We start from the raw sequence: 14,929 nt of genomic DNA on the forward strand, positions 1-14,929 counted from the left end.
CACCCGCGAGGTCGACCCCTCCTAGCCATACGAGGTCACATCGAATGTCCAAACCCGTAAACCGGGCGTTAGCCCGTGCCAGAACCCTGGCAGCGCTGGTCCTGCTCACCGTGCTGGGCTCCTTGCTCACCGCGCCCGCCGCGTCCGCCGCGGCTGGTGCGCCCATGCTGCCCCTGTTCGTACGCAGGGCGAGCGACGGTCACCTGCTCGCCTATGAGCCCAAGAGCACCGGCGGCCTCGAGGCCGCCGTCGACCTCGGCGGCGGCTTCTCCGCAGCGACCGCGATCCTACGCGCCAACACCTCCGAGAACGGCGCCAGGAACGACCTGTTCTTCCGTCTGGGCGGTGAGCTCTACTACACCGCCGAGCGGGGCACCTCCACCATGCCCGTCGCCTCGAACATGGACGGCTACAACCTGATCATGACCCCGGGCAACATGGGCAGCAGCGCCGCGCCCGAGATCATCGCACGGGACACGGCCGGCGCCCTGTGGCTCTACCCGGGCCGCACCGACGGCGGGCTCGCGGCCCGCGTCCAGGCCGGAACCGCCGGCTGGAACGGCATGGACGCCCTGGCGGGCTACGGCGACTACACCGGCGACGGCAAGAACGACCTGCTGGCCAGGACCACCGCCGGCACCCTCTACATCTATCCGGGGACCGGCGGCATCACCGACAACCAGATCCTGGGCGCCCGCATCAGCGCGGGCACCGGCTGGGACGCCTACACCGCCCTGGTCTCCACCGGCGACAACAACGGGGACGGCAAGGCCGACCTGATCGCCCGCGACTCCGCCGGCGCGCTGTGGCTCTTCAAGGGCACCGGCGTCTCCTCGGCCCCCTTCGCCGCCAAAGAGAAGATCGGCAACGCGGGCTGGAACGCCTTCAACGCCTTCTTCTGAGCACCTCCATCCTCGTACCAGCGGCTGAAAGCTGACCATGCACACGACCACTGCTTCATCGCGCCGTACCCGGCGCCCTCTTTTAGGACGGCTGCGCGCCGCCGCCGCGGCCCTCACCTCTGTCGGCGTCGTCATCGCCGGCGTGCAGTTCGCGCCCCTGCCCGGCGCTGGCCCGGCGCTCGCCTTCGCCGACTCCGCCTTCGCTGACGCCGCCGAGTACGACCTGGCGCACGCCGCGTCGGTCCGCGCGGCCCAGTGCCTGCTCACCGCCGTACAGCGCAAGGGCGGCCAGGATCTGAAGGCAGTCGCCCGCGCCGGGCTGGGCGGCACGGACGACATCCTGCTGCGCAACGCCGCCCCCGACTACGAGACCACCCCGTCGACTCCGCTGCACACCGCCTACGAGCAGGACGAAGAGCGGGCCTCGGCCAAGCTGGACGAGCTCAATGACCGGCACACCGTCTGGGAGGAGTCGCTCAACGTCCCGCCCCCGAAGGGCTACACGGACGCCTCGTTTCAGTGGATCGAGCAGAAGGACAACCCGTTCAGCAAGGTAGGCCTGACCTCTTGGGTCGACGGCCAGTACTGGACGGAAGAGGAGGACTTCTACGCCGACCAGACCCCGCTGGCCGCCAAGGAGTCCGTGGACGCGGTCAACGCGATCGCCAAGGAGCGTTACCCCGCGAACGGCGATGACGACAAGGGGCGGGACGCGTGGAAGGACATGTCCTTCCTGCACCCCATGTACGCCGACGACGCGCGGGCCTTCCTGGAGCGCGGCGGCTTCCCGACCAGCGCGCCCGATCCGGACAGCATGGAATTCCGGGTCGACGTCGAGAACCTCAAGGCCCGCTACGCCTCCTGCGCCACCGACAACCCGCCGGACCCGCACGAGGTCCTGACCGCTGAGTTCGCCAAGGCCTCGGCGGAGTGGCAGCAGGAGGTCGACGGCCAGCGCGCCCAGCGTGACACCATCCTCAGCGAGGAGGCTCAGGCCACCGCCGACCTCCAGGTCGCCACCCAGGCCCTCGGCGAGGCCCTCGGGCAGTCGACCATTGGGGTCCGGCTGGCCGACTGGCAGGCCTACTGGCTCAAGCAGCCGTCCGGAACCCCGTCCTATCCGAGCGCCGCAGTGTTCGCCAAGGTCAAGAACGACATCGTCAAGGGCCAGGCGATGGCGCTGGGCCGGGTGTTCGTCGCCTCGCGCGCCGCCCAGTCGGCGCAGCGGCACGCCACCGCCGCCGTCGCGGCTCAGCAGGCCGCGTACGCGATCGCCGACGCCGCCGGGCTGCCCCGGGGCCGCGGCCTGCTCTACGGCCAGCAGGCGGTGCAGGTCACCCGGGCTTCGGCCGCGGCCACGCTGGCCGTTTCGAAGGCGACCGAGACGGCCTCCAACGCCACTCGTGCCTCTGCCGCGGACAGTAAGACGCTGATGGCGCTGGCCGAGACGCAGGCGCACGCTTCGCGGGCGGAGTTCCGGCGGATGGCCGCCGAGGAGGCGGCCGCGCAGGCCAAGGCCGCCGCCGAAGGCGCGGCGACGCAGGCGGCTTTGGCGGCGGAGAACGCGGCCAAGGCCAAGAGCGCTCAGGCCAGGGCCGAGGCCGCCGAGCAGACGGCGAAGGCGGCCGCGGCCGACGCCCGCGCCAAGCGGCAGATCGCCGAGGCCGAGCGCGACAACGCCAAGACACAGAAGGAGATCGCCGCCAGGGAGCGGGCCAACGCCGCCGCAGCGGAGAGCACGGCTCAAAACCAGCGGCAGATCGCGGCCTCAAGGCTCGGCGACGCGCAGACCGCCGGTGCCACCGCCGCGAGCAAGAAGGACGAGGCGGTCGAGGCAGAACGAAGAGCCATCACCGCGCGCAGCGACGCGATCGCCGCGGAACGCCGGCGCGACATCCTGTCCGCGCAGGCAGCGGCGGCCGAGGCACAGGCCGCGGCGGACGAGGGAACGGCCGACGCTGCCGCCTCCCGCGCCGCCGCGACCCAGGCGCGGTCGGCCGCGACCGCCGCGACGACCGCCGCGACCAACGCCCGCGCCGCCGCCAACGAGGCCACCTCGGCCGCAGCCTCGGCCCGCGAGGCGGCCACCCGCGCCGAGGCCTCTGCGGCCCGCGCCCGGTCCGCCTCCGACGGGGCCCAGCGCGACGTGGCGATCACCAACGCATCGGTCATGAAGGCCCACGCGGCGGCGGCCGACGCCATCAAGGCTTCGTGGGACGCCTCCATCAACGTCCGCGACGCCAAGGCCTACGCCGACACCGCCAAGGCCAACGCGGTCAAGGCCAGGGCCGACGCCGTCGTCGCGCGCAAGGAGGCCGACGCCGCGCACGTCAGCGCGGTCAAGACCGCCGGGTTCGCCTACGCGACCGCCCAGGCGGCGCTCGCCGCCCGCGACTCCGCCGTACAGGTGATCAAACCGGCCAACGACGCCATCGAGCTGGGCTCCCCGTACAAGGAGACCGACGCCTCGGCGGGCTTGGCCGTGCTGACCGCGCAGGCGTCCAAGACGCTGGCCGCCCAGCAGGCCGCCGTCGCCCAGGCCAAGGCGGCCCAGGCGGACAAGGCGGCGAAGGAGGCAGCCGCCCTCGCGGCCCAGGCCGACGCCGACGCCAAGGCGGCCGCCACCGCAGCGTCCCAGGCGGCGGGCTCCGCGGCCAGGGCGGTGGCCTCGCTCGCCCAGGCCCAGGCTTCGGCGGCCGAGGCGAAGACGGCGGCAAGCGCGGCGGTGAAGGCCGAGGCCAACACCGTCGAGTACGACCGCCAGGCCACCGCGGACGCCGCGGCGGCCGCATCGGCCGCCGACGCCGCCGACGAGTACGCCGGCGAGGCCCGTGATTCGGCCGACGAGGCCGAACGCGACGCCGCCTCCGCCCGCGAGGCCGCCGGCGCGGCCGAGAACGACGCGGCCAAGGCCCGCGACGTCGCCACCCAGGCCGAGGCGGACGCGACCACTGCCGAGACCGCGGCCGCCAACGCCCGGCAGGCGGCCAAGGACGCCCAGGACGCCGCCACCCGCACCGAGACCGCCAAGGAAGCCAGCGACCTGAACGACCAGGTGGCGGCCAACGCGAACGTCCTGACGTACTTCGAGTTCAATGACAAGAGTTACATCGAGCCGCTCAGCGACTGCGTGGGCACCGGTGGCTGCGACATCAGGCTGCACGTGCATCTCGAAGGCACGGCCTACTACATGGTGCTGTCGGACTGCCAGTACTCCTCGGACGGCTCCTGCACCGGCTCGTACTTCCCGGTGGGGAACGAGCCGTTCACGCGCGACTATGAGACGACCCGGCACTTCACCCAGCAGGAGCTGATGGCCGGTGCGCTGCGGAACCTGCTGAAGATCATCACGCACGACTTCACCGAGTGCGCCAAGCTCAAAGTCGGCAACTGCCTGATGGCGGCGGCGTTCTTCGTCCCGCCGGACAAGATCGTCGAGGTCGCCCGGAAGATCATCGCCCTCGAGACGGCGATGCGCACCGGCATCGGTCTCGACGCCGCCGTCGAAGCGCTGAGGGCATCGGTCGCCAGCGGCGAGGTCGCGCCGAAGGCACTGACAACGGCGGTGGCCCGCTTGGAAGCCATCACCGGAACGACGGCCACCGGCACGAAAAGCGAGCAATTCGCCAAGCTGGCGCACACCTTCGACCTGGGCTTCGACGCCGGCCGCGGGTTCCGGGCCGACGAGGCGGCGTCCGCCACGCTGTTCGAGGCGCAGTCGAGTGTCAGGCTCAGTCGTTACACGCCGCCCAAGCCCGGGCCCGGCCAGCCGACCCCGCCCAACCCTGACTGGGTCGGCTCCAACGGCCTGACGTATGACGCCATGGGGCGCGACCTCACCCCGCAGCGCTTCGCCGATCACTGGGCGGGCAACGGCGGCAACCTGAAGGCGACCATCGCCAAGCATGTCAACAAGGCCGACGTGACGATCTTCGACATGTCGAAACTGGGGGCCTCCGAGCTCGCTACGCTCAGGGCCTACTACCAGGAGATGGGCTGGTCCAGCAAGGTCTCCTTCGTCGGTATCCACTGAGGGGGTGGTGCACATGAGCAGGGACATCAGTGTCTCGGCGGAATATGTCTGGCCCGCGTCCACGGGCCTGTCCTCGTGGGTTGTGGACTACCTCAAGGAACGGGTCCACGACGAGTCCGTCTGGTCGTACGCCGACCAGGCCGGTTTCGCGGAGTTGCACAACTTCCGCGTGTACGATCTGCCGGAGCCTGGCCGTCACGAGGTGCTGAGGGTCCTGGCCGAGGAGGTCCCGGCCGTCTATGAGGCGCGCGTGCGCGATCCGCAGTACGAGGCACACCTCGCCGGCGAGGTCCATCATCTGGAGATCCTGGCCATGATGGCCGCCGAGGTGCTGCGGGAGCTGGATGAGAGGAGCACGGAGTGAACCTCTACAGCGTCTCCATCTCACCCGACTACAGCTGGCTGATGTACTCCGGCTCGGAACCCATGTTCGGCCTGATGGTGGCGGCCCTCCGTGAAGGGGTGCCGGGGCTCGGGGAACTCACCGTCGTGCCCCGGCACGACGGTCCCGGCGGGGCCGGCCTCCACCTCAATCTGCTGACGTTGCCGCCCGGCCAGTACCGGGCGGCGCTCAGGGTGCTCGCCGACCAGGCGGTGCCGAGGGCGCGGGAAGCGCTCTACGGCGGCGAGCTGTCGTCCGCTTACGAGAAACACGGCGGGTCGGCCGACGGCCGGATCGAGGCGCTGGGCGACATGAAGACCGTGGCGCTGATCGCCAGGAACGTGCTGGCCAGGATGGCCGAGGACGTGGCGAGATCGGCCGATGGGAAGGGAACCGCCTGAGCCACGCCGCCTCCAGGCGGATTGAGACCGGCGGACGCCGCGCCGGTGCGCGTTGATAGCGGGCACCGGCGCGGCGTCAGGATTGTCCCGGTACTCGGGGGAGGAGCAGCCCCCGGTTGAACGCCTCGGTGACGGCGGCGGCGCGGTCGCCGACGCCGAGCTTGCCGTAGATGTTCAGCAGGTGGGATTTGACCGTGGCCTCCGTGATGAACAGCTGCACCGCCGCCTCCCGGTTCGTGCCACCGGCCGCCACCAGCTGGAGCACTTCGAGCTCCCGCTGGCTGAGCGGCCCCGAGGCGGAGGACCGTACCCGGCTCATGAGCAGAGCCGCCGCCGACGGCGCGAGAACCGCCTCGCCCCGGGCCGTCGCCCGGACCGCCCGCAGGAGCTCGTCACGGGGAGCGTCCTTGAGCAGGTAGCCGGTGGCGCCCGCCTCGATCGCGGGCAGCACGTGGCTGTCGGTGTCATACGTCGTGAGCACCAGCACGCGCACCCCAGTCCCGCCCCCGGCCAGCTCTCTTGTCGCGCTCACGCCGTCCATGCCGGGCATCCGCAGATCCATGAGGACCACATCCGGCCGTAGCGTCTCGGCGAGCCGGACCGCCTCGGCTCCATCGGCTGCCTCCCCGACCACCTCGAAGTCCGGATCGCGGGCGAACATGCTGCTCAAGCCATCTCGGACCACCGGATGGTCGTCGACGACCAGCAGTCTGATCACGCTGTCCGGGCGGCTCATGACTCGGCCCACTCGGCGGGGACGCGGGCCGAGATCCCCGTGCCGGCACCGAGCTCCGACTCCACCTGCAGCGTGCCTGACAGGCCCTCGATCCGCTGCCGCATCGCGATCAGCCCAAACCCAAGGTGAGCCGTACGCGGACCATCGCCACCGCCGTCCCTGACCCGGGCCGGACCGAACCCGCCACCGCTGTCCCTCAGGCGGGCCGCGTCGAAATCGCCGCTGCCGTCCCCGGGGCAGGCCGAGCCGAAGCCGCCATCTCCGGGCCGGGTTGATCCGGAGCCGCCGCCATCGTCATCCCTGAGCCGGGCCGGGCCGAAGCCGCCACCGCTGTCCCTGAGGTGGGCCGCGCCGGAGCCGTCTCCGTTGTCCCCGAGGCGGGCCGGGTCGAAGCCGGCGCCGTCGTCGCGCACGTCCAGAGCGACCTCGTGTTCCATGTACGACAGTGTCACCCCCGCCCGGGTCGCCCGCGCGTGCTTGGCCACATTCGTCAGTGCCTCCTGCGCGGTTCTGAGCAGCGCGACCTCGACCTCCGGGCGCATCGGCCGCGCCGTGCCGGTCGTCGTGACCTGGACCGGGATCTCGTGCAGTGCCGACCAGCGGCCGGCCACGCTCGCCAGCGCCTCGCCCAGCCGCGCGGTCCGCAGCGGCTCAGGACGCAGCGCGTCCACCGATCGCCGCGCCTCGGACAGGCTCTCCCCGGCCAGCCTGGTCGCGGCCTCGATGTGCCGGCGCCATTCCGCCGGGTCGTCGCCGGCGTGCTCGGCCGCGTGCAGTTGGGTGATGATGCCGGTGAGGCCCTGTGCCAGGGTGTCGTGGATCTCCCGGGCCATCCGCCGCCGCTCGTCGTGCACGCCGGCCTGCCTGGCCTGCGCAAGTAACCGCTCGTGCAGGGCGGCGTTCTCCGTCAGCGTCGTCTCCAGCTTGCGGTTCGCTTCACGCGCCTCCTCCAGCGCCCGCTTGCGCTCGTCGTTCTGCTGAGCACTACGCCGAGCGAACCAGGCGAAGCCACACATAGGGATCACATTCGCGGCCATGACAGCGACGTACGTGATCAGTCCCACGGGTGTGGTCTTGTCCACGCCGTACGCCTGCGCCGTGCCCGACACCATCGCCACCGCCGCGACGCCGGCCGGCTGCCACGGCCAGCGCAGCACCCGGAAGGCGTAGATGTATCCGGCGGGAGTGAAGAACCCGAACCACGGGTCCCTGACCACCAGAATCGCCGTGAGCAGGATCAGTACGGTGAAGAACATGGCCATCACCGGCACGCGTTCGCGCCAGGCGGGGCGGAGCGTGAAGAGCCCCAGCATCCAGGCCGCCATCAGCGCGCACAGCACCAGGTCGATAAGCGGGGACGCGCCCGCCGACTGTTTGATGGCCACGGTGACACCGGCCAGGAGCGCCAGTAAGGCATACGGGCCGACGGTCACCGGCAGGGGCCACCGTACCGGTGGATCACTCATCCACGTGCTCCTCCACCGGCGCAAGCCAGCATGCGGGTGGAAGCACGGGCCACCGTGTCGCTGGATCGCACATCCGCGTCCTCCTCATCCGTCGCCGCCCCAGCGGGGGATCTAGCCTCCACGTTGGCACTTCCCTACGCGGCTCAACCGGCCCGGGGAGGCTCGATGGCCAGGGCGTGCCGGAAGATGTTGCGCGGGTCCCACCGAGCCTTCACCCGTTGGAGGCGTGGATAGTTGTCCTTGTAGTAGAGCGTGTGCGCGGGCACACCTGAGGTGTTCCACGCGGGGTCGGCCAGGTCGGCGTCCGGGTAGTTGATGTAGGAGCCGTCGTTGACCTCGCCGGGCACGGGCACGCCGCCGGTCTCGGCGTAAACGTCGTGGTAGAAGCCACGGACCCAGTCGAGGTTGGCCTTGTCCTCCTTTTCGTCTTCCCAGATCGTCTGGTAGACCGCCTTCATGACCACGTCTCGCTGGGCGATCGCGGTGGCTCCTGGCGCTACCGCGCGGACCTGGCCGCCGTAGCCGATGAGCAGCATGCCGGCGTTGGAGCCGCCGGTGGAGTTGGTCAGGTTGCGATGGACGGCCGCGAGTTGGGTCTCGGTGAATGATCGTCGCAGGTAGCCGGCCTTGATCTTGTATCGCCGGGTGATCACGTCACCCGGCTCGCCGGTGCCCGGCCAGGTCATCCGGTGTAACCAGGGCATCGTCCGCCGGATGTCGAGCGCCGGTTTGAGGTCGAGGCCGGCGGTCACCGAGGACGCGAAGCCGGTCACCATGCTGTCGGCGTTGGGGAGGTCCGCGTCGATCTGCGCGACCAGCATGACGGTCCCGCCGGCGCGGTGCGACAGCTGGAGGATCCCGTACAGCCCGGCGTACGGAGAGCCGGGCGCGCTGTTGCGCTCATGCCAGTCCCCGAAGTTACGCAGCAGTCCGGTAAGTGCATTTTGGGTTATGTGCTCCCAGGACCAGATGACCACGTGCTGCAGCATCCGCTGCGGCGCCGCCGGCAGCAGCTGGGACGGATCGGTGCCGGCGACGCCGGGGGAGCGCAGCCAGTAGCGGGTGACCACGCCGAAGTTGCCGCCGCCACCGCCGGTGTGCGCCCACCACAGGTCGCGGTGCGGGTCGTCCGGCTCGCGGGTGGCGACCACCGCGCGGGCGGTGCCGTCGCGGTCGACCACCACGACCTCCACGCCGTACAGATGATCCACCACCGAGCCGTACCGCCTGGACAGCGGTCCGTATCCGCCGCCCGCGAAGTGCCCACCGGCCCCCACTTCCGGGCAGCCGCCCCCGGGGATCGTCACGCCCCAGCCTTTGAGCAGCGTCCGGTACACCTGGCCGAGAGTGGCTCCGGGTTGCACGGCGAACGCCCGCCGGTCGGCGTCATAGCCGACCTCGTCCATCGGCGAGAGGTCCAGCAGCACCCGGACCGCCGGATCGGCGGTGAAGTTCTCGAAGCAGTGCCCGCCGCTGCGCACCGCGACCCGTCGGCCGGACCGCACCGCCTCCGACACCGCGCGCACCGCCTGATCGGTCGACCCGACCACGCGGATCTCCTCCGGTCGGCCGACGAACCTGAAGTTGTTGCCACGCAACAGGTTGTCGTAGCGAAAGTCGCCCGGACGTACTGTCACCGGCCCGAATGCCGCCGCTTCCGCATCCGCCGCGACAGACTCCGCCGCGCCCGATTGCGCCAACGCCGCCTCGGCACCCCATGTGCCGGCCGCTGCGGTGCCCGCCACCGTGCCCGCCGCGGTGATCGCCGCGGCACCCGCACCGGCGAGCAGCCCACGACGACTCACCGCAGCGGCGCCCGGCAGGCTCGTACGCCCATCGCCCACTTCTGGCATGTGACTCGCCCCTTTCCGATTGGAGGTCGTCAGCCTCTCAAGCAGGCAGCACGGCACACATCAACCCGTGGCATGAATCAGCGGCTCACCTCTCCGCCCCTCCGAACGGCTGATCCGCCCCACCGATCGGCTGACCGGCAGCGGGTGGCGTCAGCCGACTGTGACCAGGAGGCCGGGCGTGCGCGGCCACGGGGTGGGGCGCCCTTCGGACAAGAGGTCGGGCGCGCGACCGTGAGTAGGGCGCGCCGACTGTGGCCAGGAGGTCGGGCGAGCGACCGTGAATAGGGCGCGCCGACTGCGGCCAGGAGGTCGGGCGAGGGAGCTCGGCGCCCTCCGAGAGGTCGGGCGTCGCCTGCCGACACCGCTGGGCGATCCGGCCTGCGAACCCGCCTCATCTCTTCTCGTAGGTGACCTCGAAGTCGGGCTTCCAGGTGTCGCCGTCGCTGGAGGCGTCCCATCGTCCGGTGACAAGACGGCCGTCGCCACGGATCGTCGCCTCGAAGCGCTGGTGAAAGCCCGGCCCTGCCTGCCCCCGCATCTCCCAGTGACCGTTCTCGAAGCTCATCCGGTAGATCCGGCACACTCCCCGCGCATCGGCGTACAGCATGGCGAAGGCGCCACTGTGGTCGTCGAGACCGATGGCGGCATCGATCGGAAACGGCGAGCTCTCCCGCCATTCCGGGGCGATCGCCTGAGGTGGGTCGACGCGCATGATGAGGAATCCCCGGCTGTCGTGCCAGGTGAACGTCGCCGTGCACTGGCCCATCGGCTGCCCGTCGATCGATGCCTCCATGTCCCACTCCCCGACGAGTACTTCCAGGCTCTGCAACCGCTGGTTGGCTGTGTGTCGCGCTGCTGTCACGGCTACCTCCCGTTGACGTGTGGTCGGAAGGGTAGACCGGACGCGTGCCGCGAACTCATCGCCGGCGGCGGGCTGGGACGTCGCGGCCGAGGAAGGCCAGTAGTTGCCGGTGTGCGGGGGCGTCGGCGGGAGCGGGGACCGCGGGGCCGAACATGCCGGGGCGGCGGAAGGTGTTGAAGTCCATGCCTTGCATGATCGTGAGCAGTTCGCCGCACGACCGTTCGTCGACGAGATGCTCCTGATCGGTGGCGAGCGCCAGGTCGACGCCGTGGACGAGGACTTCGGTGAGGTGGATGAGGGCGGCCATCGGCCCCGGTACGGCCCCGAACCCCAAACGTACGGTGGCGTCGAGGGCGCCCGGGCGATGCCAGGCGGCGCGGTCGAGGTCGGCCGCGGTGACGAAGGCGGCCTGCGGGTCGGTGCCGAGCCAGTCATCCTCGTGGTCGCCGCCCGCGTCGGTCGCGGTGAGCTCGGCGGCGAAGACGCGCATGCCGCCGACCATGTGGTTGAGCTCTGTACGCACGTCCCAGCCGGCGCAGGGGGTGGGGGCGTGGAGCCGGGTGTCGGTGATGCCTTTGACGATGGCGGTGGTCATGTCGAGGGCGCGGTCGATCATGGCGATGGTCATGTCGTTCTCCAGGAAGGGGATCAGGCGGTCGTGCCGAACACGTCGTCGAGCCAGTCGTAGACGCGCGCGAAGGCCAGTCGCTGGGCGCCGGACTGGCAGTGGGCGTCGGCGCCCTGTTCGCCAGTGAACTCCAGCAGCGTCTTGGGGCAGGTCAGCTCGGGCCGGCCCTGGAAGAACCCGTCGTCGGCCCCGGCGCAGACCAGGGTCGGGCAGGCGATCTTCTCGACGATGCCGTCGCGCAGGTGGTAGTCCAGGTAGGCAGCGCCGAACGCGCGCGGGGTATCGCCCATGGCGGATGGCCGGCCACTCGTCGTGCCAGCTGTCGTAGTCGCCGGCGGTGATCCGCTGACAGGTGATCACGACCTCGCCGAAGTCGGCGCCGCCGTAGGCGATGTGTCCGAAGGTGCGCAGGGTCTCGTACCAGAACTGAGGGTTGTCGGGAAAGAACAGCGGGGCATGGCCACTCCTAAAGCAGTACTCGACTGCGTTAGGAGACTTTAGGACGCCATGAATCGCAAACGCAAGTCGTGACTGCGTTAAGCTGGCGGGCATGCTGGAACAGCAGCCGACTCGCCGGCCCGGCGGGCGCAGTGCCCGCGTCCGAGCCGCCGTGCACCACGCGGTCACCGACCTGATCGCCGAACGCGGCCACGGCAACTTCACCGTCGGTGACGTCGCCACCCGCGCCGGAGTGGCCGACACCAGCGTCTATCGCCGCTGGGGCACCCTGGAGGCCCTGCTCACGGACGTGGCGATCAACTGGCTCACCACCACCTCACCCATACCGGATACCGGCAGTTTGGAAGGCGACCTGCGCGCGTACGCGGCCGGTGTCGCGCGCGACGTGACCGGACCCGACGGGCTGGCGGTGCTGCGCCTGGTCATCGCCTTGTCCACCGGGGGAGAGGCCGGCGTAACGGCAAGAGACGCGTTCGTGGCCGAACGCGGACGCCAACTGCGGGGCATGCTGGACCGCGCCCGAGACCGCGGCGAACACCCACCCGAGGGCCTGGACATCCTCGACCATCTCCTGGCCCCGATGTACGTCCGCGTCCTGTTCGGCACGGGCCCGCTCACCCCCGACTACGTCAACGCCCTGGTCGACCGCCTTCTGATCGATTAGGTGAGCGCCGCAGACCACGGGGCGCGTGCCCGGGCGCCGCTGACGTAACGCGACGCCGTCGACGGCCCCCACTCAGGGCCGTGCCGTCACCTCCGTTCCCCGGCCGGCGGGACGGACACCAGCCGGTAGGCCGGGCCGTCGGCGATCACGCGGCCCGCGGTCGGCGGGGGGAAGTGGGTGCCCAGCGCGAGGGCGCCGGTGCCGGCGAGCGAGGCGAGCAGGGCGTGGCGGGTGGCCGTGGCCCGCACGGGGTCGAGGTCGACGCAGCTGCCGATGGGGTACGAGGTCGAGCAGCCCCGCCCCCCCCGCCTTCGTCAGGGAAGCACCGGAGCGGGATGTGGCCTCGGGCCCTGGCAGAGCCCGAGGTTCAACTGTTCGCGAATACCAATCCACGTGGCAAGGCGGACGCGAGTTGTTCGAGTTGCCCGATGGCCGTGGTCAGGTCGTCGGCGATGGGATGGACCAGCACATGGTCGGCGCCGGCGTCGAGTTGCGCTTGAACACGCGCGGCGACGGCCTCCGGGGTGCCCCACGCGACCAGCGCGTCGACCAGCCGATCACTTCCCCCGTCGGCGATGTCCTGCTGGCTGTAGCCGAGACGTAACCAGTTGCGTGTGTACGGCGAATCGGGGCCGGTCCTGCCTCGGTACCGCCGAGCGATGGCACGGGCTTGCTCGGGATCGGGTTCGATGATGAACGCCTGCTCGGGGATGAGCAACTTATCGCTCCCCAGAGCTTTACGGACAAGAGCGGTGTGTTCGACCGGGGCCGAAAACGAATGGACGCCGTCGGTGCGGTCGCGAGCCAGTTCTACCATTTTGGGCTGCAAGGCGGCCAACACCCGAACGAACGGCTCCGGCGGCGGGTTACGCGTGCGATGCGGGCAGACGCTCAGCGCAATCGGGTTCGGTTGCTCGCCGCGGCGAGCGCGGCGTTCGCGCGCGCGGGCGTGGAGGCCTCGCTCGATGACATCGCCGCGACGCCGAGGTGGGTTCGGGCACTCTTTACCGTCATTTCCCCACCCGCGAGGCGCTGGTGGAGGCCGTCCTCGACAACCGCTACCAGGCCCTGGCCGCCGCGGCCGCCGAGCTACAGGCCGAGCGCTCGCCGCACGAAGCGCTCGTGGCCTGGTTGAAACTCTTCGTCGACCACCTCATGACGTATCGAGGGCTGGCGGCGAGCGTCACCACGGCGCTTCACAACGACACGCCGCCATCGGACTCGGCCTGCCATGCCATGCGCGCCGCGGCATACGAACTCGTGGCAACGGCCCAGCGCGACGGCACTGTCCGGGATGACATCGACGCCTCGATGATCCTGCGCCTCGCCGCCGGTGTCGCTTGGGACCACGAGCAGTCACCCGCCGACCGGGCCGGTGTCGGGCAAATGCTGGCGGTCCTCATGGACGGACTGCTTCGCGACAGCCGCGTTCCGCGGGCGGTCAGCTGATCCCAGGGGAATGCGTCACGCCATGGCGATCGGGCCGAGGTAGGTGCCGCCCGAGACGTCGATGGTCTGGCCGGTCACCCATCGGCCCTGCGGGCCCGCCAGGAAGCCGACGACGTCCGCGACGTCCTCGGGCTCGCCGAGCCGGCCGAGCGCGGTGATCGCTTCGATCGCGGCGACCGCCTCGGGGATGGTGTTGTAGCCCGCGGTCATGTCGGTACGCACCGCGCCGGGCGCGACCGTGTTCACCGTGATGCCGCGCCTGCCGAGCTCATTGGCCAGGGACGGGGCCAACGACTCCAGTGCCGCCTTGCTGAGGTTGTAGGCGATCTGCGTGGAGACCGCGAAGCGGCTGGCCACCGAGCCCATGTTGATGATGCGGCCGCCGTCGTTCAGCAGCGGCAGCGCGCGCTGGATCACGAAGAACGGTGTGCTGACGTTGATCGTGAGCAGCCTGCCGAACTCCTCCGGCGTGACCTGCGCGATCGGGTTGACCGAGCCGATGCCCGCGTTGTTGACCAGGATGTCCAGGCCGCCGCTCGCCGGTCCCTCGGCCAGACCGCTGCTCGCCAGTCCCTCGGCCAGGCCCTCGAACAGGCGGTCCACCGCGCCATCGTCGCCGAACCGGGCCTGCACGGCGAACGCCCGGCCGCCTGCCTGCTCGATCCGCGCCACCGTCTGCTTGGCCGCGTCGTCGTTGCCGCCGTAGTGGACGGCGACCAGAGCGCCCTCGGCGGCCAGTCGCAGCGCGACCGCCCGGCCGATTCCCCGCGATCCTCCGGTCACCAGCGCGGTCTTGCCGGTCAGACTGTTCATCTCTGCTCCTCGTTCAGCGGCCGGCCCTCGGCGGATCCGGCGATGGCTCAACGGTGGCGGCAGTGGCTCACCGTACGCTCACCGACGGCTCACCGCCTGAGCAGAGCTCCAGGTGGGGTGGGACCCTGAGCGGTCCCACCCGACGGCCCGGCTCAGAAGTCCATGTCGCCACCCGGCATGGCCGGAGCGGCAGGGGTCTTCTCGGGCTTCTCGGCGATGACCGCCTCGGTGGTGAGGAAGAGCGCCGCGATGGAAGCGGCGTTCTGCAGCGCCGAGCGCGT

15 protein-coding genes are annotated in these 14,929 nt (G+C 70.8%); 6 read left to right on the plus strand and 9 right to left on the minus strand.

The genetic code is table 11. The features are described 5' to 3' along the window. Positions 1 to 44: 44 nt before the first annotated feature. The 4 genes from AB0J16_RS36720 to AB0J16_RS36735 are packed head-to-tail and all read left to right on the plus strand — an operon-like array spanning position 45 to position 5,718. Complete coding sequence (locus tag AB0J16_RS36720; protein WP_358548364.1) at positions 45 to 902, plus strand: FG-GAP-like repeat-containing protein; 858 nt, start codon at positions 45 to 47, stop codon at positions 900 to 902. A gap of 37 nt (positions 903 to 939) precedes the next feature. Continuing rightward, the gene (locus AB0J16_RS36725) at positions 940 to 4,935 is read left to right on the plus strand and encodes a hypothetical protein (RefSeq protein ID WP_358548367.1); all 3,996 of its coding nucleotides are present in this window, start codon (positions 940 to 942) and stop codon (positions 4,933 to 4,935) included. Positions 4,936 to 4,948: 13 nt separating this feature from the next. Further along, on the plus strand, positions 4,949 to 5,299 hold the full coding sequence (locus AB0J16_RS36730) for a hypothetical protein (protein ID WP_358548370.1): 351 nt from the start codon (positions 4,949 to 4,951) through the stop codon (positions 5,297 to 5,299). After that, positions 5,296 to 5,718: a hypothetical protein gene (locus AB0J16_RS36735; RefSeq protein WP_358548373.1), complete on the plus strand. Its 423-nt coding sequence runs from the start codon at positions 5,296 to 5,298 to the stop codon at positions 5,716 to 5,718. The genes AB0J16_RS36730 and AB0J16_RS36735 overlap by 4 nt, the downstream gene beginning before the upstream one ends. Positions 5,719 to 5,794: 76 nt before the next feature. On the opposite strand, the gene AB0J16_RS36740 is transcribed toward AB0J16_RS36735, so the two are convergent. From AB0J16_RS36740 to AB0J16_RS36765, 6 genes are all read right to left on the minus strand, one after another. Further along, the gene (locus AB0J16_RS36740) at positions 5,795 to 6,454 is read right to left on the minus strand and encodes a response regulator transcription factor (protein ID WP_358548376.1); all 660 of its coding nucleotides are present in this window, start codon (positions 6,452 to 6,454) and stop codon (positions 5,795 to 5,797) included. Further along, positions 6,451 to 7,920, minus strand: coding sequence for a sensor histidine kinase (locus AB0J16_RS36745; protein WP_358548379.1), 1,470 nt, complete (start codon positions 7,918 to 7,920; stop codon positions 6,451 to 6,453). The genes AB0J16_RS36740 and AB0J16_RS36745 overlap by 4 nt, the downstream gene beginning before the upstream one ends. Before the next feature lie 143 nt (positions 7,921 to 8,063). Further along, entirely contained in the window at positions 8,064 to 9,773 is a 1,710-nt protein-coding gene (locus tag AB0J16_RS36750) for an FAD-binding protein (RefSeq protein WP_358548382.1), read from the minus strand. A 391-nt stretch (positions 9,774 to 10,164) separates the two neighbouring features. After that, the gene (locus AB0J16_RS36755) at positions 10,165 to 10,635 is read right to left on the minus strand and encodes a hypothetical protein (RefSeq protein WP_358548385.1); all 471 of its coding nucleotides are present in this window, start codon (positions 10,633 to 10,635) and stop codon (positions 10,165 to 10,167) included. 55 nt (positions 10,636 to 10,690) lie between these two features. Continuing rightward, positions 10,691 to 11,263, minus strand: a complete 573-nt coding sequence (locus tag AB0J16_RS36760; RefSeq protein ID WP_358548388.1) for a TIGR03086 family metal-binding protein — start codon at positions 11,261 to 11,263, stop codon at positions 10,691 to 10,693. Between the two features lie 20 nt (positions 11,264 to 11,283). Beyond that, positions 11,284 to 11,553, minus strand: a complete 270-nt coding sequence (locus AB0J16_RS36765) for a hypothetical protein (RefSeq protein WP_358548391.1) — start codon at positions 11,551 to 11,553, stop codon at positions 11,284 to 11,286. A 260-nt stretch (positions 11,554 to 11,813) separates the two neighbouring features. On the opposite strand from AB0J16_RS36765, the gene AB0J16_RS36770 reads away from it, so the two are divergent. Then, positions 11,814 to 12,386 (plus strand): TetR/AcrR family transcriptional regulator, encoded by a 573-nt coding sequence (locus AB0J16_RS36770; protein ID WP_358548393.1) that lies wholly within the window; start codon positions 11,814 to 11,816, stop codon positions 12,384 to 12,386. Positions 12,387 to 12,472: 86 nt separating this feature from the next. On the opposite strand, the gene AB0J16_RS36775 is transcribed toward AB0J16_RS36770, so the two are convergent. Both AB0J16_RS36775 and AB0J16_RS36780 read right to left on the minus strand, forming a co-directional pair. Then, entirely contained in the window at positions 12,473 to 12,634 is a 162-nt protein-coding gene (locus AB0J16_RS36775) for a hypothetical protein (RefSeq protein ID WP_358548395.1), read from the minus strand. A gap of 119 nt (positions 12,635 to 12,753) precedes the next feature. After that, complete coding sequence (locus AB0J16_RS36780) at positions 12,754 to 13,353, minus strand: LLM class flavin-dependent oxidoreductase (protein ID WP_358548421.1); 600 nt, start codon at positions 13,351 to 13,353, stop codon at positions 12,754 to 12,756. A gap of 20 nt (positions 13,354 to 13,373) precedes the next feature. Between AB0J16_RS36780 and AB0J16_RS36785 the strand changes: the two genes are divergently transcribed. Beyond that, positions 13,374 to 13,835, plus strand: a complete 462-nt coding sequence (locus AB0J16_RS36785; RefSeq protein WP_358548398.1) for a TetR/AcrR family transcriptional regulator — start codon at positions 13,374 to 13,376, stop codon at positions 13,833 to 13,835. A gap of 15 nt (positions 13,836 to 13,850) precedes the next feature. On the opposite strand, the gene AB0J16_RS36790 is transcribed toward AB0J16_RS36785, so the two are convergent. After that, complete coding sequence (locus AB0J16_RS36790; protein WP_358548400.1) at positions 13,851 to 14,648, minus strand: SDR family oxidoreductase; 798 nt, start codon at positions 14,646 to 14,648, stop codon at positions 13,851 to 13,853. Positions 14,649 to 14,929: the final 281 nt, after the last annotated feature.

The sequence above is a fragment of the Nonomuraea sp. NPDC049750 genome, from assembly GCF_040659625.1.
Taxonomy (GTDB): domain Bacteria; phylum Actinomycetota; class Actinomycetes; order Streptosporangiales; family Streptosporangiaceae; genus Nonomuraea.